This is a genomic window from Clostridium saudiense (genome assembly GCF_000577815.1).
Classification (GTDB): Bacteria; Bacillota; Clostridia; order Clostridiales; family Clostridiaceae; genus Clostridium; species Clostridium saudiense.
The window spans coordinates 56,556-78,874 of the sequence record NZ_CBYM010000014.1; the positions used below are offsets into that span (position 1 = coordinate 56,556).

The following is a 22,319-nucleotide window of genomic DNA, read 5'->3' on the forward strand; positions in this document are numbered from 1 at the left end:
AGATATTATTTATATTAACTGATTATTAACTGATTTATTATATATAATATATGCAATTACTGCAGTAATTAATTCAGTAATCCAAAAGGCATTCCATACACCATTTACACCAAAAGGAAGGCTTAATAAAAATGCTAGTGGAATAATTATTAATACATAACGTAATAAAGAAATTATTAGTGAATTTAAGCCTTTACCAAGGGCTTCTAATGCACCAGAAGCTGCTATTGAGAAAGCAGATACTATAAATCCTATACTTATAATTCTTAGAGCTATTACACCAGCTTTTATAGTTTCAGGATTATCAGTAAACATTCCAAGTAGTTGATTTGGAATTACTAAGCATAAAATCATTCCAAAAAACATTATTCCAAGAATTAATAGTAATGAAATATTATATATTTTTTTAACTCTCTTATATTCTTTGGCACCATAATTATAGCTTAAAATTGGACGCATACCTTGAATTATTCCGTTAGCTGGAAGGTATATAAATGTTTGAAGTTTATAATATATACCTAGTATAACTACATACATTGGAGAGAAGGATGAAAGAATTCCATTTAATGCTGATACCAATAATGAAGGTAGAGCCATGTTTAATGAGGCAGGAATTCCAATTGAATAAACCTTCCAACAAATATGATTTCCAGGTTTTAAATATTTAAATGACATTTTAATATTAATAGCTTTAAGTAAATAAGCAATTATATAAATAAGTAATGTTACTGTTTGTCCAATACATGTGGCCCAAGCTGCACCTTCAATTCCCATAGCTGGAATAGGTCCAAGTCCAAAGATCATGATAGGGTCTAATATTATATTAACAATACAACCAGCTACTAAACTAATCATTGCAATTACCATTTTACCAACTGATTGAAAGACTTTTTCAAATGTAACTCCAAGCATAACGATTACTGAAAAAGATAATACAATGTTTGAATAGCGTATTCCTAAATTTATTATTGTAGTATCCGAAGTAAATAATTTTAAAAATTGTGGCATAATAATGATTCCAATAATAGTAAGTATAATACCATGAATAATACTAAATACCATTCCTTGAGTTGCTATAGAATTAGCTTTTTCTTTTTTTTCAGCGCCTAAATAAAGGGCAATCATTGCATTAATACCAACACCAAATCCAACAGCAATTGAAATAATTAGATTTTGCACTGGATATACTAATGATATTGCTGTCATAGCGCTTTCACCCATTTTTGCTACAAATATACTATCGATAATATTGTAAAGAGAATTTACCAACATAGATATCATACTTGGCAAAGCTAAAGAAAGTAGCAATGGTAAAATTGGTTTTTCTTTCATATAAGATTGATTCATATTTGTTAACATCTCCTTTTTATTAGTAAGCTTAAACTTACATAGTTATCTTTTGTAGTTGTCTTAATTTTCAACAGAAAAAAAGACTATAAATCTCGTTGTTTAAAGTCAGAAACAACAAAATTTATAGTCTTTTTAAAAATTCAAGACGAACAATATTTTTTTACAATAGTATCATAAAAAAAAATGCATGTCAATAATTTGACTTTATTTAATAAAAAATATAATAAGGATACAAAAACAATAAGATGATGTATAATAAAATAACATATAGTTTGTAAATATAAAGTAGAAAGATGTGATTATAAATGGATAATAAAATGAAAGCTGATTTAAATGACGTAATTGAATGTATAGAGTTTGAAGGGGAACTACTTACACATTACTATAATAAGAACACTGGAGTTATAATGTACATAGAAGATAGTAGTACGGCAACATATAAAGCTGATGATATACATAAAATTGAAGAATTTGAAGAGTGGGAAAAGGAGCTTATACTTTCATTACATGATTTTAAGATGAATCCAAATGACTATATTCAACTTCCATCACATAATGATATTAATGAGCATGGAATGATGATTGATTTTTGTAATACAATAGAAGATATACCAGTAAAAGAAAAGCTTTTAAGTAATAAAGATTCATTTAGAGGCTTAAGACAAGAAATTGAAAATCAAGATTTAATTAATGACTGGTATGATTATAGAGAAGAAGCAGAGAGAAATATTGCAATTAAATGGTGTGAAGAAAATAATATAGAATATTAAAATTTAGTTCAATATTATAATGATAATAAAATTTAATTGAAATTTGTAGAAATAATATAACCCACAAGATGTATAATTATATATCTTGTGGGTTATATTATTTAGTTTAAAAAGTCTATAACAATAATTTATTATTTGAGCATTAAATATACAAATCATTATTATAATATACTAAAAGTATTGAGGTGATAAAAATGTAAAATAAAATTCTACTAGATTTACACTTAATGAAAGTTGCATGATGTTTTAAATTATTCAATTTATAAGGGGGATGAATAATTATATGACAAATTTAGAGTTGGCACAAAAAATAGTTGAGCTAATAGGTGGAAAAGATAATATATTGAAAGTTGCAAACTGTATGACAAGGTTAAGAGTAACATTAAAGGATGAATCAAAAGTAAATTCAGAAGAATTAAAAAAGACAGTTGGAATATTAGGTATTGTACAAGATGGTAGTTATATACAAATTGTTTTAGGTCCTGGTAAGGCAAAAAAGGTAGCAGATATATGTATAGAGGAATTGAAGTTACCTAAGGATACTTTAGTAGCTGGTGATTGGAAAGAAAATAAGGCTACAATAAAAGGTACACAAAAGGAAAATAAATTTAAAAAGGCTATTAATGTAATAGCTAATATATTTATACCTTTAATCCCTGCAATTATAGCAGCAGGTATTTTCAATGGGTTAGCAAGTTTAATAACAACACTTCAAGGTCAAGGTACATTACCAGCTGAAGGTTTTTGGCAAGTAACACAATTAATGTTTTCATTAATAGGGGGAGCATTCTTAGGATATTTTGCAATTTATACAGGTATTAATTCAGCAAAGCAGTTTGGTGCAACTGAAGCTTTAGGAGGTATGATTGGTGCTATTTCTATAGGATCAAATATAGTAGCAATTTCTCAAACATTTGGACTATATGATGAGGCAGTTCCTCTAAATTCTATCTTAACTACAGGTAAAGGTGGTATTATTGGAGTTATAATGGGGGTATATATATTAGCTAAGATAGAAAAAGCAATTCGTAAAAGAATGCCAGATGTTTTAGAGTTAATTTTAACTCCATTATTATCTTTACTTATTACTGCAATATTATTTGTATTTATTATAATGCCACTAGCAGGATTTATATCAGATGGATTGGTAGCATTGTTAAGTATTATCATTAATTCTTCTAATCCAGTTGTTAGTGTAATTAGTGGTTATATATTAGCTGCATTATTTTTACCAATGGTACTTTTAGGTTTACATCATGGATTAATTCCAATATATGCAGTTCAATTAGAAGCTATGGGTGGTGTTTCATTGTTCCCAGTACTTGCAATGGCTGGTGCTGGACAAGTTGGTGCAGCTATTGCAATATACCTAATTGCTAGAAGAGTTAAGAATGAAAGATTAAAACAAGTAATAGTAGGTGCACTTCCTGCTGGATTTTTGGGTGTAGGGGAGCCGTTAATTTATGGAGTTACTCTTCCTATGTTTAAACCATTTATTACAGCTGGTATTGGAGCTGGGTTTGGTGGAGCATATGTTATGTTAACACATGTTTTAGCAAATGCTTGGGGTCCATCAGGTTTAGTAGCTATTGCAATTATGCAACCAAATTCAATGCTTAATTATTTTATAGGCTTATGTATTTCTTATATAGCAGGATTTATTATAACTTACTTCACCATCAAAGATTCAGATGTTGCAAGTATATAATTTGATAAAATAATAAATATTAAAAGTAAATATTAATAAATTTTAATTAAAAACTTTAAAGAGATAGTATTTTAATAAATAATATGCTGTCTCTTTTAATTTATCAAACGTAAGTTTGTATAGACATTTGACAATAGGATTTTAGTGTTGATAAAATAATACTATATTTAAAGAAAATTATAGTTTGTGTTAATATTATATAGTATTAATTTATAAATAATTATTAACTAAGTAACTTTAATTAATAAATTATAAATTTTAATAAGTAAAAAATTTAGAAAGAAATTAGTGTGTAAAATGATAAGCAACATGGAAATATTTGAGGTATTAGAGCATCCCATATGGATAAAAAATAGTAAAAATAAAGTATTATTTATAAACTCATCCTTTAAAAATACATTTAATTTAAATGAGAATTTTAACTATGATATTTTGATAAAACATTTAAATGATAAAGATGAGTATGCTGAGCTTCTTAAGACTATTGTTAATGAAAAATCAAGTAATAGCAATATCTTTACATATAAAAACAAAAGTTATAAATATAAGATAAGTACATATTTTGATAACAATGAAAAAATATTAATAGGAAGTATAATAGAAGATATTGAAGTATTAAATACAAATGAAAAACTTATGTTAAGAACTGTTATTGATAATATTCCATCATTAGTCTTTTATAAGGATAAGGATTTAAAATATATTGGGATAAATAAAGCTTGTGAAAAATTTTATAACGAAAAAGGTGTTTATGACATTATAGGAAAAAATGATTTAGAATTTCCATTAGAAGAAGAGTTTAAAGAGATTTGTTATAAGCATGATAATATAGTTTTAAATACAAAAGAGCCACTTTATATAGAAGAAAAAGTATTCTCTCCTAAAGAAAATATGGTTAAAACGTTTCAAAGTATAAAAACACCTGTAATAAATAATAGCAATGAAATTATAGGATTAGTTGGTCTTGTTAGAGATGTGACTGAATATAAATTAAATGAAGAAAAATTAACATATTTAAGTTATGTTGATTCACTTACTACATTATATAATAGATCTTATTTTGATAAAAAAATCGAAGAACATATTAAAGAAGAACTATTTCCAATTGGGATTATTTCTGGAGATGTCAATGGATTAAAATTAGTGAATGATACTTTTGGTCATAACGAAGGTGATAAATTATTAAAAAGAGTTGCTGAATGCTTAAAAGAATGTTGTAGTGATTTAGAAACTCCATTTAGATTTGGTGGAGATGAATTTTGTATTATAGTTCCTAGTGCCTCAAGTGAAAAGTGTACTAATATTATCAATAGTATAAATGAAAAATGCTCTAATTATGAATATAGTAATATAGAGACAAGCATATCTTTGGGGTTTGCTTTATTAGAAAGAGAAGGATGTATTGATTCTGTTTTATGTGAGGCAGATGATAAAGCATATAAGCAAAAAATTTTTGATAGCAAGACAATAAGAGTATCTACTTTAGAAAGACTAAAAGAAGATCTTAATAAGAAAAAGATTGAAACAGAAGAACATACTGAAAGAGTAATGAAGCTTTCTGAAAAGGTTGGAAAAGAAATGAATCTTACAGCGGATTTAATTGATCAATTAAGTCTTCTTGGAAGGCTTCATGATATAGGGAAAATTGCTATACCAGATTATATTTTATTGAAATCACAGCCTTTAACAGAAAGTGAGTTTGAAATAGTTAAAACACATTCTGAAAAGGGATATAGATTAGCACAATTATTACCTGAATTTAGTCATATAGCTAGAGGAATATTAACTCATCATGAAAGATGGGATGGAACAGGATATCCTTTAGGATTAAAAGGTGAAGAAATTCCATTAATAGCTAGAATAGTCTCTGTAGTTGATTCTTATGATTCAATAATAAATGATAAGGTTTATAGTAAGGGAAGAAATAAACAAGAAGCAATAGAAGAATTAAGACGTTGTTCTGGTAAACAATTTGATCCAAATATAGTCGAAGTTTTTTGTAAAGTAATAAGCAAGAATTAGTAGTTTATATCCCTGAAATGAATTGAAATATTGATTCATTTCAGGGATATTTATATTAAATAATAAAATTTACTAATAAGTATAACAAAAAATGATGAATTTTCATAATATATTTAAGGGGGATTATTATTATGTTAATGAATCAAGGAAAAGTAGACTCTTATAATAATTTGAGTAAAAGAGTATTGATTAATTTGAATATTAATAATAGAAGTAGATGGTATAATTTTAAGAATAAAATTAGTAAAACAAATGATAAGAGAAGGTTATTTGAGCTGAATAAATCAAATTTAAGCAGTACTTCATTAAATTCAAGAGGAATTTCAAGAAAGGAAGTTGAAGTTGCTAAATTTTATTTAGGAACTTCTTTTAAAATAAAATTAGTTCAATTGCTACTTAACTCTTTTGAATGGAATTTAGAAATTGATGGAGTTTGTGGTCCTTTGACTACAAAGGCAATTGGTGAATTTCAAAGTAATTATGGATTAAATAAAGATTATATGTTTGGATGCAAGTGTTTTAATAAAAGCTATGATTTAATTAAGAATGTCATATGTAAATATGGGAAATATACACCTAATGAAACGAAAGTAATACAACATATTTTAGAAATTAGAATTGATGGGATTTTTGGTTCAAATACAAGAGCTTTAGTTATAAGCTTTCAAAAATCAAAAGGGCTTAGAGCTGATGGAATAGTTGGGAGTGATACATGGGCTAAATTACTAGAAAAATTTAATTTAAAAGAAGTAATATAAATGAATTTTTAGATTGCAAATTAATACTATAAACTATTTTAGATATTATTTGTGTAATACTATTGTAGCTAATAGAAATTAAATAATATAAAAATAAATTATTTTAATATATTGACAAGTGGTAATGATTGTAATAATATGTAATTACAATTTAATAAATCTTCAGGGCAGGGTGAAATTCCCTACCGGCGGTAAAGCCCGCGAGCTAGTTTAGCATGATTCGGTGAAATTCCGAGGCCGACAGTAAAGTCTGGATGGAAGAAGATAAAAGTAATGTAGTAATCTAAAATGCTATATTTATTTTGCATATTATGCTCTGAAATATTTTATATTTCAGAGCTTTTTTTAGATTTCTATGACATGTATATATTATTTTTTAAAACGGATTATATAGTTTAATAATTTTATATTATAATCAAAGTTTAATAAATGAATAATTTTATGTGTACTTAAAATAGCAAGCCCTGAGATAAAACTTAGGGCTTGCTATTTTTTATAATCTAAAGATTTATTAAATTCAAATTATTATGATTGTGAGATGATGATTTTGAATGAAAGGTTTATGAAAATAGCTATTGAGTTAGCAAAAAAAGGTATAGGAAATGTAAATCCTAATCCGTTGGTTGGTGCAATAATTGTTAAAGACGATAAAATTATTGGACAAGGTTATCATGAGAAATATGGACAAGGACATGCAGAAGTTAATGCATTTAAAAGTTTAACTGAAGATGCAACAGGAGCTACTATGTATGTTACTTTAGAACCATGCTCTCATTATGGAAAAACACCACCTTGTGTAGATAGAATTATTGAAAATAAAATAAGTAAAGTTATTATTGGTATGGTTGATCCTAATCCATTAGTAGCGGGAAATGGAATAGAAAAACTTAAAAAAGCAGGTATAGAAGTTGAAGTTGGTATTTTAGAAGAAGAATGTAGAAAGATTAATGAAGTATTTATTAAATATATAACTACTAAAAAGCCATTTGTAGTTATGAAAACAGCAATGTCACTAGATGGAAAAATAGCAACAAAAACTGGTGAATCTAAATGGATAACTAGTGAAAAGTCAAGGTTACAAGTTCATATTTTAAGAAATAAGTTTTCAGGAATTATGGTCGGTGTAAATACAATAATAAAGGATAATCCAGAATTAACATGTAGAATGGCTGAAGGTAGTAATCCTATAAGAATAATAGTAGATAGTACATTAAGAATTCCTCTGAAATCAAAAGTGTTAGAAAATCATGATAATAAGACAATAATAGCTACTACCAAAAAAGCCAATACAACAAAGGTTCAAAAATTATTGAAAAATAATATTGAAGTTTTAATTATAAATGAAAAAAATGGACGAGTTGATTTAAATGATCTTATGAGAAAGCTTGGAGAGCTTAATATAGATAGCATCTTATTAGAAGGTGGAGCAACATTAAATTACTCTGCATTAGAAGAGGGGGTAGTTGATAAAGTAATGGTATATATGGCTCCTAAAATGATAGGAGGAGAAACAGCTAAAACTCCAGTTGGTGGTAGAGGAATAGATAAATTAAATAATGCTTTTAAACTAAAAAATATAACTACAATGAATGTAGGTGAGGATATTTTAGTAGAAGGATATATAAGTTAGGTGATAGTTATATGTTTACGGGGATAATTGAAGAAGTTGGAATAATTAAAGAAGTTAAAAGAGGAGTTAAATCTTCAAAGTTAATTATTAAGGCAAATAAAGTATTAGAAAAAACAAGAGTAGGGGATAGTATTTGCACTAATGGTGTATGCTTGACAGTAACTAATGTAAAAGGTAATAGTTTTGAAGCTGATGTTATGGCTGAAACATTAAGAAGAAGTAACTTAGGACTTTTAGACATAGGTAATAAGGTAAATTTGGAAAGAGCATTAAATTTGGAAAGCAGGCTTGGTGGGCATATTGTAAGTGGACATATAGATGGAATAGGTCAGATTATTTCATTAGAAAAAGAGGATAATGCTATTTGGGTTACGGTAAAAGCAGCAAGTGAAATATTAAGATATGTTGTTTTAAAAGGTTCAATAACTATAGATGGAATAAGCTTAACAGTTGCTTATGTAGATGAAATTATATTTAAAGTTTCTATAATTCCACATACAGCACAAGAAACAACTTTAGTAAACAAATCTATTGGTGAAACTGTTAATTTAGAATGCGATGTTATTTCAAAATATGTTGAAAAGTTTATGGGACTTGGATCAAAAGAAGAATATAATCCAAATACATCAATAAGTGAAGAATTTTTAAGAGAAAATGGATTTTTTTAAGGGGAAAGGAAGTATGTAAAATGTATAAATTTAATACTATTGAGGAAGCAATTAGTGATATAAAAGATGGAAAGATAATTATTGTTGTAGACAACCCAGATAGGGAAAATGAAGGGGATCTGCTAATGGCAGCAGAAAAGGTTACAGGTGAAGCCATAAATTTTATGGCTAAGTATGGGCGTGGACTTATTTGCATGCCAGTTGAAGAAGAAAGATTAAATGAACTTAAAATAGGCCCAATGGTTGAAAATAATACAGATAATCATGAAACAGCATTTACAGTTGCTATTGACCATGCTAGTACAACTACTGGAATTTCTGCATTTGAAAGAGCAATTACGATTCAAAAGGTACTAGATGATAATACTAAACCAGAGGATTTTAGAAGACCAGGGCATGTATTTCCTTTAGTAGCTAAAAAAAATGGAGTTTTAGAAAGAAATGGGCATACAGAAGCAGCTGTTGATTTGCCTAAACTTGCGGGGTTAAAAGGTGCAGGAGTTATATGTGAAATTATGAAGGATGATGGTACAATGGCACGAACTCCAGATTTAGTGGAATTTGCTAAAGTTCATAATTTGAAAATAATAACTATTGAAGACTTAATAAAGTATAGGAAAGAAAAAGAAAATAAGGAAGCTAAAGTGGAAAGAGTTGTTGAAATTAAAATGCCAACTAGATATGGTGATTTTAAAATGTATGGATTTATAAATAAGTTAAATGGAGAGCATCATGTAGCTTTAGTTAAAGGAGATATAACTTCTAATAATTCAGTTTTAATAAGAGTACATTCTGAATGTCTAACTGGAGATGCCTTAGGCTCTAAAAGATGTGATTGTGGAGAACAATATGATGCAGCTATGAAGAGAATTGCTGAAGAAGGCACTGGAATTTTACTATATATGAGACAAGAAGGAAGAGGAATTGGACTTATTAATAAGTTAAGGGCTTATGCACTTCAAGATAAAGGCTATGACACTGTTGAAGCTAATGAAATTTTAGGGTTTCCATCAGATATGAGAAGTTATGATGTTGCAGCTGCAATTTTAAAGGATTTAGGAGCCTTTAAGGTAAATTTAATGACTAATAATCCTAGAAAAATAGATGGATTAGAAAGTCATGGAATAGAAATTGTAAATAGGGTTCCAATTGCAATGAATCACAATGAAAAAAATGAATTTTATCTTCGAACTAAAAAAGAAAAAATGGGACATATGATTTAAATTTAAATAATAAGAGAAAAAAGTATATGTTTAGTAAAGAGATAAGAGGATAAAGTATTTAGGTTAATAGATGGTAGATATATTTTGACTTAATTGGTTAGAATAAGATTTTATTAAAAAGATGTTAGATAAATTGTAAGTTGGAAATTTATATTAAATAAAATTTTAGGAGGAAAAAGAAATGAGAATAATAGAAGGAAATTTAGTAGCACAAGGACTAAGGGTTGGAATAGTAGTAGGTAGATTTAATGAATTTATAGTATCAAAATTATTAGGTGGAGCTTTAGATGGGTTAAAGAGACATGGGGTAGATGAAGATAATATAGAAGTAACGTGGGTTCCAGGAGCATTTGAAATTCCACTAGTAGCAAAGAAAATGGCTCAAAATGATAAGTATGATGCAGTAATTTGTTTAGGAGCAGTTATTAAAGGATCAACACCCCACTTTGATTATGTTTGTGCAGAAACTTCAAAAGGTATTGCAACAGTATCACTTCAAACTGAAAAGCCAGTAATATTCGGAGTATTAACTACAGATAGTATAGAACAAGCTATAGAAAGAGCAGGTACTAAAGGTGGTAACAAAGGATATGATGCCGCAGTTACTGCAATTGAAATGGCTAATCTTTTAAATAATTTCTAATATTATGAAGTATATTATTTTTGATTATGATGGTACTTTGCATAATAGCATAAGGATTTATGAACCGGCATTTAAAAGAGCATATGATTATTTAGTAAACAATGGTTATGCTGAAGAAAAGGTATTTAAAGAGGATGAAGTTAGTAGGTTCCTTGGGCTTACTGCAAGACAAATGTGGAATGATTTTATGCCAAGTTTACCAGAGGATGAAAAGAAAAAATGTAGTTCAATCATAGGGGAAGCTATGATTCAATATATTGATGAAGGGCAAGCAGAATTATATGATGGTACTATAGAAACACTTGTTAAGTTAAATGAATTAGGTTATAAATTAATATTTCTTAGCAATTGTAAGGTTAGTTATATGAAAAAACACATAGAAATTTTTAGATTAGATAAGTATTTTATAGATTTTTATTGTAGCGAGGATTTTGACTTTAACCCTAAACATGAAATTTTTAAGGTTATTAAAGAAAAGCATCAAGGGGATTTTATTATTGTTGGTGATAGGTTTGTTGATATTGAAATAGCTAAAAAGTATAATTTATATTCTATTGGATGTGCTTATGGATATGGAAATGATAAAGAACTTAAAGAAGCTGATTATATTATAGATAGTATTAATGAAATTCTTAATATAAGGGAGATATAGCTTGAATAGCTATATCTCTTTTTCAATATATAATAATATAGTTAGAGAAATATTACATGATAAAAATATAAATCTATATTAATTTATATAATTTATAAATATAATTATATTTAGTATTAAGAATTAAAATATGAGAATTTAAAAATGAATTATGAGGGGTTGGAAATGATGAATAGTATTGTTATTTATGGTAGCCATTATGGAACAACACAACAATATGCAGAAGAGTTAGCTAAAAGAATAAATTTAAAATGTTTAAATTTTAAAGAGGTTACAGAGATAAATGATTATGATGAGATTATTTATCTTGGGGGTTTATATGCTGGTGGTATATTAGGCATGGAGAAAACTTTTAAGAAAATTAGTAATCCTAATAATAAAAAAATAATAATTATAACAGTTGGGTTGGCAGATCCAAAAGATGATGAAAATATTAAGTCTATAAAAAGTAATATTTCTAAACAGCTTTCACCTGAAATCTTTGAAAAAGCTAAAATATTTAACTTAAGAGGAGGAATAGATTATTCAAAATTAAACTTTCTGCATAAGTCTATGATGAAGTTATTATATACTAAAATAAAAAAGATACCTGAAGATGAAAGAACTGCAGATGTTAAAGGTTTAATAGAAACATATAATAAAAGTGTTAGTTTTGTAGATTTAAATACATTAACAGATATAATAGATTATTTGAAACATTAATAAAATAAATTTTTAAAATAAAGCTAAGAGTGACTTAGCTTTATTTTCTTATAAATAGTTTTAGAATCAAAATATTTGATAATTGCACATTGACAACTAAAAATACATTATATATACTAATGATATAACATGTAGTTATAAAAACTATATAAATTAGATGGAATAACTAGGAGGATTAATATATGAAATTAAATTCATTGATTATAGGAGATTTAGAAGCAAAGGTTCCAATAATTCAAGGGGGAATGGGAGTAGGTGTAAGCTTGTCTTCGCTTGCAGGAGCAGTAGCAAAAGAAGGAGCAATAGGAGTAATATCAGCAGCACAACCTGGATTTTTAGAAGAGGATTTTGGAAAAGATTCATTAACAGCTAATATTAGGGCATTAGGTAAACATATTAAAAAAGCAAAAGAAATATCAAATGGTGGAATAATTGGTGTTAACATTATGTGCGCCACTAGAAATTATGAAGAGTATGTAAAATGCGCAATTGATAATGGTGCTGATTTAATTATATCAGGTGCAGGATTACCTACTGATTTACCAAAGTTTACAGAAGGGTCAAATATAAAATTAGCACCTATAGTATCTCCACCAAAGTCTGCAAGTGTTATTTTAAAAATGTGGGATAGACGTTATGGTAGAACTGCAGATATGGTAATTATTGAAGGTCCAAAGGCAGGTGGACATTTAGGATTTTCAAGCGAAAGTTTAAAAGAATATGAATCAAAAGGTTATGACAAAGAAGTGCTTGAAATTATTGAAATAGTAAAGGTATATGAAGAAAAATATAATAAGAAAATACCGGTAATATTTGCAGGTGGCGTTTATGATAGAGATGATATTAATCATTATATGAATTTAGGATGCGCAGGAGTTCAAATGGCAACAAGATTTGTAGCAACTGAAGAATGTGATGCTCATATTAATTTTAAGATGGCATATATAAATGCTAAAAAGGAAGATGTAATGATTGTAAAAAGTCCAGTTGGTATGCCAGGGCGAGCTATAAGTAATAAATTCATGGAAGAAAGAAAGTTAACAAATGAAAAAATAAGTAAATGTTATAAATGCTTAAAGAAATGTGATATGGCAACTATACCTTATTGCATAACAGGTGCTTTAGTGCGTGCAGTAAAAGGTGATGTTGATAATTCACTTGTATTTTGTGGTGAAAATGCATATAGGTTAGACAAAATTACAACTGTTAAGAAATTAATAGAAGAATTAAATAGTTAGAAAAGATAGGGTATATTTCAAGTAATTTATAATAAAAACAATACCATAAGTAGTATTATGCTATATGGTATTGTTTTTTTATACTAAAGTTTTATATTTATTAAAATATATTATCTATAATCTTTTCTTTAGGTTTGACTATTAAATTCATTTGTAAGTAATTGACCTTTTATTATAGGGAGAGTTCTTTTAGCAATTAATGAACTTACAATGCATGAAGCAATATCACCTGGGATAAATAAAAGACAACAATACAACATTACAGCACTAGCTGTGATTGGAGAATTTAAGTAATAATTTGCAATTAAATAATAATAAATCATACCTATAATATATACAATTGTTAATCCACCAATGCTTGCAAATATTAGTCTTTTAAGAGATGGATCCTTATCTTTATGCGCAATATATCCAGTAAAATATGTGCCTATTAAGAAGCCTATTAAATAACCAAAGGTTGGTTGGAAAATATAACTTGGTCCACCACCTTGAGTAAATACAGGAATACCTATTAAACCTATAAGTAAATAAATCCCTACAGAAATAGCTCCAAGTTTAGGTCCTAATAAAAGGCCTGCTAGTGTAGTAAATAAAACTTGTAAAGTAAATGGTACTACAGGTATTGGAATTTTAATAAAAGCACCAACAGCAATTAATGCAGCAAAAAGTGAACATAAAATAAGTGATTTCGTTGATAATTTATTCATTTAATTTAACCTCCTAATAGTTACTTCACCAGAATTTAAAACTTTTATAGAACCATCATCATGTTTAACAACTAAAGAACCATCATTATTTATATCAATAGCTTTACCAATGGATGAAACACCAGCACTTATATAGACAATTTCATTATTTAAAATAATACTTCTTTTCTTATATTCAGATATAAAGTCATAACTTTTAATTTGAGGAATCATACTTAGGATATTATTTACTATTTCTGCACAAAGAATATTTCTATTGATATTTCCATTGTTATTACTAAATAATGAAGAGGCTATTGTTTCAAGTTCTTTAGGGAAACTTTCTTTAGGCTTATTAAAGTTAAGTCCTATTCCTAAAATTAAATAATCAATAGTTCCACTTTCAAAATTAGTAGAAGCTTCTGTTAATATTCCTCCTACTTTTTTATTGTTTAAGTAAATATCGTTTATCCATTTTATTTGGCATTCTATTCCTGTTACTTTTTGAATTGCATTACATATAGCAACAGAAGCAGAAGTTGTTATTAAAACTGAATCCATTGCAGTTAAATTAGGTCTAAGTATAATGCTCATATAAATTCCAGTATTAGCTGGTGAATAAAATACTCGACCAAGCCTACCTTTACCTGCACTTTGTTCTTCGGAAATTATAACCGTACCATGTTTAGCACCATTTAAAGCTAAAGTTTTTGCAACATCATTAGTAGAAGAGACTAATTTGTAAGTATAGATATCAATGTTTGAATATTCATTATTTAAATATAAAGAAATACCTTCTTTAGAAATAAAATCTGTATTTGTTGCTAGGGAATAACCTTTATTAGTAACAGCATTTATTGTATAGCCTTCACTTCTAAGTGCATTAATTGCTTTCCATATGGAAGTTCTCGAAATATTAAGTTTTTTAGCAATTTCCTCACCAGAAATATTTTTACCTTTATTTTCTTCTAAAATTTTTAAAACTTTTCCTTTTATTAACATAATTACCTCCATAGAAAGTATTATATTGGAGATAAAATAGTTTGTCAATCAAAATATATTAAATGGTTAACAATTAAAGGCGATATTAAATTAGTCTTCTCAAATGTTTGACATTTACAAAATAGAGGAATATAATACATTAAAAGTATAAAAAAATCCTATGAAGAGGAAGAGTAATTAAATTTAGGTTCAATAAAGAGAGCTAGGAGTGGTGGAAGCTTAGCAAGAAAAAATTTAATGAATGGACCTTTGAGGAACAAGGTGAAATTAAAGTTTTAAGAGTATCTTAGTGGTGAACTGCACCTTACAGCAGTTAAAGTATGTTAGTACTTTAGTTAGAGTGGTATAAATTTATTTATACAATTTAGGTGGCAACACGGATAATAACTTCGTCCTATTAGTTATAGGAGGGAGTTTTTTTGTTTTTAAAATTATTATTCAAGAATAATACATCTAGAAGTTTTGAATAAACAATAGATAGAAAAAGTTATGAAATAAGGAGTGAAAGTAATGAAAAAAGAAACACTTTTAACAGGAGATAGACCAACGGGAAAACTTCATATAGGACATTATATAGGTTCTTTAAAGAATAGGGTTACCTTGCAAAATAGTGAATTATATAATAGCTATATTATGATTGCAGATCAACAAGCATTAACTGATAATGCACGAAACCCTGAAAAAATAAGAAATAATTTAATAGAGGTTGCTTTAGATTATTTATCTGTAGGAATAAATCCATCAAAATCTACTATTTTTATTCAATCACAAATTCCAGAATTAAATGAACTTACAATGCATTATTTAAATTTAGTTACAGTTGCAAGGCTAGAAAGAAATCCAACAGTTAAAAGTGAAATAAAAGAAAGAAATTTTAATATGAGTATTCCTGCGGGATTTATGATTTATCCAGTAAGTCAAGCAGCAGATATTACAGCGTTTAAAGCAAATATAGTACCAGTAGGTGAAGATCAACTTCCTATGATAGAACAAACAAGAGAAATAGTAAGAAGTTTTAATAATATTTATAAAGAAGATGTTCTAGTAGAGCCTAGGGCTATATTACCAAAGGAAGGATTAGGTAGATTACCTGGTATTGATGGAAAAGCAAAAATGAGTAAGTCATTAAATAATGCAATTTATCTTAGTGATGAACCAGATGTAATAAAAAATAAGGTAATGTCAATGTATACTGATCCTAATCATATTAGAGTAGAAGATCCAGGAACTATAGAAAATAATACTGTTTTTATCTATTTAGATGCCTTTTGCAATGAAATAGATAAATTGCAAGAAATGAAAATGCATTATCAAAGAGGGGGACTTGGTGATGTAAAAGTAAAAAAATATTTAAATGAAATAATTCAAGCTGAGCTAGAACCAATTAGAAATAGGAGAAAGGAATATGAGAAAAATTTAGATTATGTATATGAGGTACTGAAAGAAGGTAGTAATAATGCAAGAAAAATAGCATCTAATACATTAAGAGATGTAAGAAATGCTATAGGAATTGAGTATTTTAAATAAGCTATTGAAATAATTAGACCACCTATGGTCTAATTATTTTTGTATTTTATGAATATAATATTTTTGAGGAACTTTCTACCAAGTCGCTAGTAAGTTTCGCCATGTATTCTATACTTTCTTGTTTACTAGTATTTATCCAATCTTGAATTAGCCCTATTATTCCATAATAAGTAAAAGAATAATAGTAGTCATATTTTTTAGGATCAGCATTAGGATATAATCTATTCCAAACATCTATGCATAGCCTTTTCATAATTTCCTTAATTTTCTCTATAAAAATAGAATCCGCATTAATATGAGGACCTAAGAAAATTGATAATAGCTCACTATTCTTATCAATAAATTCCAATATATCTTTCATTAATGAATAAGGCTCATCAGAGTTAGTACAAGATGAATTGTGAAATAATATTACACTCTCAAGTTCTACTAGTAATTGCTCTTTAATGTTGTCTACCATATCAAAGATATCCTTATAATGTAAATAAAAAGTCTTTCTATTTATGTCAGCTAAGTCTGTAAGTTCTTTAACAGTAATTTGATTAATGTTTTTATCTTTTATTAGTATCATTAAAGATTCATTTAGTTTTAGTCTGGTTTTTCGTACTCGTCTATCCATATAAAAGCTCCATTCAAATAAAAATATTTATATAATATAACAATTTATACTTTTTATACATTTTAAAGATAACTTAATTATTATTCAACTCTTAATTTATCAAAACATAAGTTTATAAAATACTTTTAACAAAACCTTAATAAATTAATACACAATTTGTACTCAATGTGTGTATTATACCACAGTGAATTACTTTATTGGTAATTGTATTGTTGGTATTTCATAAATATACTTAAACCGAATGATAATTAGTTAGAGGTGAGACGCAGTATGGAAATTTTTTTTAGACAAATTATTAAACATAAAAAAACTGTAATTTTTACATTTGGACTTTCACTAGTTTTATGTTTTATTTGCAGTAAATTTGTATCAGTTAATTATGATATGAACGATTATCTTCCAGATGATTCTAAGTCTACAATATCTTTAGATATTATGGAAGATGAATTTGAAGGTGGAATACCTAATGCAAGGGTAATGGTATCTAATATTACTATACCCGAGGCTTTAGAAATTAAAGATAAATTATTAAATATTGATGGTGTACAAGATGTTACATGGTTAGATGATGTTGTTAATATAACAGAACCTATTGAAACTTTAGATAGAGAAACAGTTCAAGATTATTACAAGGATGAAGCGGCATTATTTACAGTTACTGTTGATCAAAATAAAAGAATTGAAGCAGTAAATGAAATAAGAAATTTAATTGGTGATGATAATGCAATGGCAGGTTCAGTTGTTAATACTGTAGTTGCAACAGAAGCTACCTCTAAAGAAGTTAGTCAAATTATATTATTTATAATACCAATATGTTTAATCGTATTAGCAATTACAACAATTTCCTGGTTTGAACCAATATTGTTTATGTTAACTATAGGCGTAGCAATAATGCTAAATCAAGGAACGAATCTTTTATTTGGAGAGATTTCCTTTGTAACAAATGCAGCGGGAAATGTATTACAGTTAGCAGTATCTATGGATTATGCAATTTTCTTATTGCATAAATTTACAGAGTTTAGATTGCAGGGGTTAGAACCAGAGGAAGCAATGGTACAAGCATCTGTTAAAAGTGTTGGCTCAATCTTTTCAAGTGGGATAACAACAGTTATTGGATTTGCAGCCTTAATATTAATGAGATTTAAAATTGGTCCAGATATGGGAATTGTAATGGCAAAAGCTATAGCTCTAAGTTTAGTAACTGTTATTATTTTACTTCCTGTACTTACAATGTATTGTTACAAGATTATTGATAAAACTGAACATAAATTATTAATACCTAAATTTGATAAATTTGCAAATTGTGTTAGAAAAATAATGATACCTTTAGTTATTATTTTTTTAATCGTAATGGTACCATCCTATTTAGCACAGACAAAAAATACTTTTGATTATGGATCTTCAAAAATATTTGATGAAAGTACTAAGTTAGGTAGTGATACAAAGATAATAGAAGATACTTTTGGTAAATCTAATTCATTAGTTATTATGGTTCCAAAAGGTGATTTTGCAACAGAAAAGGAGTTAAGTAATGAACTAAAAGAAATAGAACAAGTTAGTTTTTAAAAATAAAAGCAAAATTAAAATAAAAAATGAAAATAAAGCAGTAAATGGCTAATCGAAGGGAGAATGATTTATATGAAAAAAAGTAAAAATAAAATTATAATGATAGTTTTAACAGCAACAATAATTAGTAATACTATGGTTCCAATATCTACTTTGGCAGAATCAAATACAATTTTAAATAACACCAATTATGCAACTGAATTACAAACTAAATATGCTGAATTTAATAATGCAATTCAAGGTTTATCTGCATTATTAAATGATATGATATATAATATGTCAAACCTATCTACAGCAATAAATACATTAATATCAGAATATAATAAATTAGATGTAGGAATTAATGAATATACAAATGGAGTAGAAACATTACTGCAAGGATATTCTCAACTTGTAGAAGAATCAACAAATTTAGTAAACGGAACATCTACTTTAAAAAGTGGAGCTGAAAAATTAAGTTCAGGTGTTGCGGAATTAAAAGGTGGAACTACGGAATTATCAAATGGAACAACAGAATTAAATGATAAGACAGCCAATCTTGATACAGAAATAACAGATGAAATTGATAAAATGGTTGATAATTTAGATGGAACAAGTGATGAAATAGTATCATTTACTTCAGAAAAAAATACAAATGTGCAATCAGTACAATTTGTAATTAAGACGCCAGAAATAAAAAAAGCAACTATAGAAGTTTTAAAGGATGAAGAAAAAAGTCCTACTTTATGGGAAAGAATAATAAATTTATTTAAATAAAATATAGGTCTTTAAGGTAATTAAATCTTACCTTGGAGACCTATATTTTTCCAAGTAAGTGACATTACAAAGAGAAAAATGTATAATAAATTTATGAGTCAAATGAAAAGGGAGGATTTAAAATGGGCTTAAGGAAAGAAAAAGCAATTGAATTACACAAAAATAGATATACATGTTCACAGGCAGTAGCATGTGCTTTTTGTGATCTTGTAGATGTTGATGAATCTACCATGAAAGATATGGTTAGAAGATATAGTGGAGGAGCTTATAAAGTATGTGGAGCTGTAATGGGAGCATACGTTATAGTTAATTATTTAAAAGGAAATGTAAATCCAGATAATCCTGCTGAGCCAATAAGGGATGATGTAAAGTTATTAAATGAAATAGAAAAAAGATTTAAGGAAAAAAATTCATCTGTAGTATGCAAAGAGTTAAAAGGAATAGGCACAGGAAATGTACTACGTTCATGTAGGGGTTGTGTAGAAGATGCAGCTGAAATTCTTGAAGAATTAATTGATGAAAAAAATAATTAATGTTTATAAAATAAAAAATATAATTACTTCTTATAATACACCTAGTTTGATTTTGTTAAGCTAGGTGTATTAGTATATTTAGATAAAATATATTTATAGTAGCAATAATATAAAATTTTCATATAATAATGTTATTCAATATTATTATAGTTGGAGAAAATAAATATGTGAAAATATAAATAATAGAGAACTTTTTTTATAATGTATAAGTCTAATTAGTATAAGAGAAAATTTGGCAATATATTATGAGGTGTAAAAGAGTTGTGGAAGAAATTAATTTTATCAGAAAAAGATTATGAATATTTAACTAAAGGATTAGCTGGTGGTGTTGGAATTGGAATTATTATTGGTGCGATAGCAGAAAATATATTATTATTCTTTGCACTTGGAGGAGTTTTAGGAATTATATGTGCAACTATTTTTTCAACTATAAAAAAGTTTAAAATTAAGCATAAAGCTTAAAATTATTAGCATTCTTATAAATGTATAAGAAAAGGTTATCTTTTTAAATTTAATTAGAAGAGGAGTAGGCAATGCCTATTCTTTTTTTAGTTTTAAAGATAATAATTATTACAATGATATTATATAGAAATTCAATTTAATTAATTTTTCTATTCTTAATAAATAAAAAGAATGATAAAATATATTATATGTAAATAAATGGATGGCACAAAAATACTTTTACAGATCTTTAAATTCTAAACTTTAATTTTTATTATATCCAATCTAGGGGGAGAAGGGATGATATGAACAAGTTAGTAATTGCGGATGATGAGAAGAAGGTAAGAAATAGGGTTATTTCAATTATAGAAAGTGCACATATTCCAATTAGTGAAATAATAGAGTGTGATAATGGAGAAAAAGCTTTAGATATAATAAAAAATGAAGAAATAGATGTATTGATTACAGATGTAAATATGCCACAATTAGATGGTATAATGCTTGCACGTGAAATAAAAAAATTAGGATGTAATACAAAGATTATTGTTATTAGTTGGTATAATGATTTTGACTATGCTGTTAATCTTTTAAGAAGTGGGGTAAGAGAGTATTTATTAAAACCAATAAATAAAGATGATATGATTAATATAATGAGGCTACTTCAAAATGAACTAAATGATGAAAAAAAAGAATATAAGGATAATGTCAATTTATTATATGATCAAATCAAACATGCATTTTATCATAGAGACTTTTATGGAGATTCAATTAACAAAACTATTATAAAGTTAAAACATAAAGTTAAAGAAACAAACTATGTTATTATTTGTACAAATTATAAGCAAGAAAAGAATATATCAGATAATGAATTTTTTTTTGATTCAATTAGTGGTCATAATATTATTATGACAAATCCTAAAAATGTTAATGAATTACTTGAGGGAAAACTTAAAGGTTATGGTGTTGGTGTAAGTAAAGTATATAATGATTTAAACTTAGTTTATCTAGCTTCAAAAGAAGCTATAGGAAAAAGAAAAGACAATTATTTTATAAGGTTAAATAATCCTAATTGTATTAGAGAAGAAAAAGCAACAAAGGTATGTGAAATTGATAATATTATACAGCTAATTGGGACAGCAAGGTTAGAGACGGCTTGTAAATATTTCGCAATATTAGTTAATATGGTAAAATGCTGTGAAATTGAAATACCTCAATTTGAAGGTATAGTTACAGAAATATTAAATAAAATACAAAGTAATTATGGTGGAATAATAGAAGAAAAAAATTTAAATATAAAAGAACTTTTAAATATTTATAAATGTACAAATATTGATACTTATAGTAATGAATTATTTAAATTAGTAAAAATAATTAACATAAAGATTACTAATGAATGTGAAAAGTATAAAATTAAAATAAAAATGGAAGAAGCAATAAAATATATAGATGAAAATTATAAAAATGAAATTAATATGACAATGGTATCTAATTATGTTTCCATGAATTATTCAGTTTTTTCACTAGATTTTAAAGAGTATACTGGTAAAAACTTTGTTAATTATTTAAAAGATATAAGGTTACAAGAAGCAAAAAGACTTTTAGATGAAACGGATATGAAGATTATTGAAATAGGTGAAGCTATTGGATATGAAAACGATAAACATTTTTTAAAAGTGTTTAAAGGAGCTTATAGTGTAACACCTTCTGAGTATAGAAAAAATATTAAAAATGGTAGGATGATTGTTACTTTATGATAATAAAATCACAAATATAAAAAAATAACACTAAAAACGAAAAATAGTATACTTATTTTGTAAACATTTAC

General features: G+C 26.8%; 21 protein-coding genes, 1 riboswitch and 1 other annotated feature. Of the genes, 17 read left to right on the plus strand and 4 right to left on the minus strand.

The features are described from left to right. Positions 1-9: 9 nt before the first annotated feature. On the minus strand, positions 10-1,347 hold the full coding sequence (locus TY07_RS08840; RefSeq protein ID WP_042398287.1) for an MATE family efflux transporter: 1,338 nt from the start codon (positions 1,345-1,347) through the stop codon (positions 10-12). 308 nt (positions 1,348-1,655) lie between these two features. On the opposite strand from TY07_RS08840, the gene TY07_RS08845 reads away from it, so the two are divergent. The 11 genes from TY07_RS08845 to TY07_RS08895 all read left to right on the plus strand — a co-directional run bounded on the left by TY07_RS08845 (position 1,656) and on the right by TY07_RS08895 (position 13,364). Continuing rightward, complete coding sequence (locus TY07_RS08845) at positions 1,656-2,120, plus strand: UPF0158 family protein (protein ID WP_242833244.1); 465 nt, start codon at positions 1,656-1,658, stop codon at positions 2,118-2,120. A gap of 283 nt (positions 2,121-2,403) precedes the next feature. After that, positions 2,404-3,828: a PTS transporter subunit EIIC gene (locus tag TY07_RS08850; RefSeq protein WP_042398290.1), complete on the plus strand. Its 1,425-nt coding sequence runs from the start codon at positions 2,404-2,406 to the stop codon at positions 3,826-3,828. A 297-nt stretch (positions 3,829-4,125) separates the two neighbouring features. After that, complete coding sequence (locus TY07_RS08855; protein ID WP_042398293.1) at positions 4,126-5,850, plus strand: sensor domain-containing diguanylate cyclase/phosphohydrolase; 1,725 nt, start codon at positions 4,126-4,128, stop codon at positions 5,848-5,850. A gap of 131 nt (positions 5,851-5,981) precedes the next feature. Continuing rightward, positions 5,982-6,608 (plus strand): peptidoglycan-binding domain-containing protein, encoded by a 627-nt coding sequence (locus TY07_RS08860; protein WP_042398296.1) that lies wholly within the window; start codon positions 5,982-5,984, stop codon positions 6,606-6,608. Positions 6,609-6,762: 154 nt separating this feature from the next. Further along, positions 6,763-6,878: riboswitch (FMN riboswitch) on the plus strand. A 277-nt stretch (positions 6,879-7,155) separates the two neighbouring features. Further along, a complete protein-coding gene (gene ribD, locus TY07_RS08865) occupies positions 7,156-8,238 on the plus strand; it encodes a bifunctional diaminohydroxyphosphoribosylaminopyrimidine deaminase/5-amino-6-(5-phosphoribosylamino)uracil reductase RibD (protein ID WP_042398299.1) in 1,083 nt (360 codons plus the stop codon). 11 nt (positions 8,239-8,249) lie between these two features. Continuing rightward, the gene (locus TY07_RS08870) at positions 8,250-8,906 is read left to right on the plus strand and encodes a riboflavin synthase (RefSeq protein WP_042398302.1); all 657 of its coding nucleotides are present in this window, start codon (positions 8,250-8,252) and stop codon (positions 8,904-8,906) included. A 20-nt stretch (positions 8,907-8,926) separates the two neighbouring features. Then, positions 8,927-10,129, plus strand: a complete 1,203-nt coding sequence (locus tag TY07_RS08875) for a bifunctional 3,4-dihydroxy-2-butanone-4-phosphate synthase/GTP cyclohydrolase II (protein WP_042398305.1) — start codon at positions 8,927-8,929, stop codon at positions 10,127-10,129. A gap of 181 nt (positions 10,130-10,310) precedes the next feature. Beyond that, a complete protein-coding gene (ribH, locus tag TY07_RS08880; RefSeq protein WP_042398308.1) occupies positions 10,311-10,772 on the plus strand; it encodes a 6,7-dimethyl-8-ribityllumazine synthase in 462 nt (153 codons plus the stop codon). A gap of 4 nt (positions 10,773-10,776) precedes the next feature. Next, the gene (locus tag TY07_RS08885; RefSeq protein WP_052330664.1) at positions 10,777-11,424 is read left to right on the plus strand and encodes an HAD family hydrolase; all 648 of its coding nucleotides are present in this window, start codon (positions 10,777-10,779) and stop codon (positions 11,422-11,424) included. Positions 11,425-11,589: 165 nt separating this feature from the next. Then, positions 11,590-12,126: a flavodoxin domain-containing protein gene (locus TY07_RS08890; protein WP_198133987.1), complete on the plus strand. Its 537-nt coding sequence runs from the start codon at positions 11,590-11,592 to the stop codon at positions 12,124-12,126. Between the two features lie 182 nt (positions 12,127-12,308). After that, positions 12,309-13,364 carry an NAD(P)H-dependent flavin oxidoreductase gene (locus TY07_RS08895; protein ID WP_042398317.1) on the plus strand — a complete coding sequence of 352 codons (1,056 nt, stop codon included), beginning with the start codon at positions 12,309-12,311 and terminating at the stop codon, positions 13,362-13,364. A gap of 128 nt (positions 13,365-13,492) precedes the next feature. Here the strand turns inward: TY07_RS08895 and TY07_RS08900 are convergent, their stop codons facing one another. Then, entirely contained in the window at positions 13,493-14,071 is a 579-nt protein-coding gene (locus TY07_RS08900; RefSeq protein ID WP_042398320.1) for a biotin transporter BioY, read from the minus strand. After that, positions 14,072-15,052 (minus strand): biotin--[acetyl-CoA-carboxylase] ligase, encoded by a 981-nt coding sequence (locus tag TY07_RS08905; RefSeq protein ID WP_042398323.1) that lies wholly within the window; start codon positions 15,050-15,052, stop codon positions 14,072-14,074. 151 nt (positions 15,053-15,203) lie between these two features. After that, positions 15,204-15,452, plus strand: a binding site (T-box leader). A 110-nt stretch (positions 15,453-15,562) separates the two neighbouring features. Here TY07_RS08905 and trpS point away from each other — a divergent pair. Next, positions 15,563-16,579 (plus strand): tryptophan--tRNA ligase, encoded by a 1,017-nt coding sequence (trpS, locus tag TY07_RS08910; RefSeq protein ID WP_042398325.1) that lies wholly within the window; start codon positions 15,563-15,565, stop codon positions 16,577-16,579. A gap of 46 nt (positions 16,580-16,625) precedes the next feature. Here trpS and TY07_RS08915 read toward each other — a convergent pair whose 3' ends face one another. Further along, complete coding sequence (locus TY07_RS08915) at positions 16,626-17,198, minus strand: TetR/AcrR family transcriptional regulator (RefSeq protein ID WP_042398328.1); 573 nt, start codon at positions 17,196-17,198, stop codon at positions 16,626-16,628. Positions 17,199-17,468: 270 nt separating this feature from the next. Between TY07_RS08915 and TY07_RS08920 the strand changes: the two genes are divergently transcribed. The 5 genes from TY07_RS08920 to TY07_RS08940 all read left to right on the plus strand — a co-directional run bounded on the left by TY07_RS08920 (position 17,469) and on the right by TY07_RS08940 (position 22,248). Beyond that, positions 17,469-18,764, plus strand: a complete 1,296-nt coding sequence (locus tag TY07_RS08920) for an efflux RND transporter permease subunit (protein WP_078061320.1) — start codon at positions 17,469-17,471, stop codon at positions 18,762-18,764. Between the two features lie 72 nt (positions 18,765-18,836). After that, positions 18,837-19,520: a hypothetical protein gene (locus TY07_RS08925; RefSeq protein WP_042398331.1), complete on the plus strand. Its 684-nt coding sequence runs from the start codon at positions 18,837-18,839 to the stop codon at positions 19,518-19,520. A 122-nt stretch (positions 19,521-19,642) separates the two neighbouring features. Then, positions 19,643-20,053, plus strand: a complete 411-nt coding sequence (locus tag TY07_RS08930; RefSeq protein WP_042398333.1) for a C-GCAxxG-C-C family protein — start codon at positions 19,643-19,645, stop codon at positions 20,051-20,053. A gap of 261 nt (positions 20,054-20,314) precedes the next feature. Continuing rightward, positions 20,315-20,515 carry a hypothetical protein gene (locus tag TY07_RS08935; protein WP_042398338.1) on the plus strand — a complete coding sequence of 67 codons (201 nt, stop codon included), beginning with the start codon at positions 20,315-20,317 and terminating at the stop codon, positions 20,513-20,515. Between the two features lie 284 nt (positions 20,516-20,799). Next, entirely contained in the window at positions 20,800-22,248 is a 1,449-nt protein-coding gene (locus TY07_RS08940) for a response regulator transcription factor (RefSeq protein WP_042398339.1), read from the plus strand. Positions 22,249-22,319 lie beyond the last annotated feature (71 nt).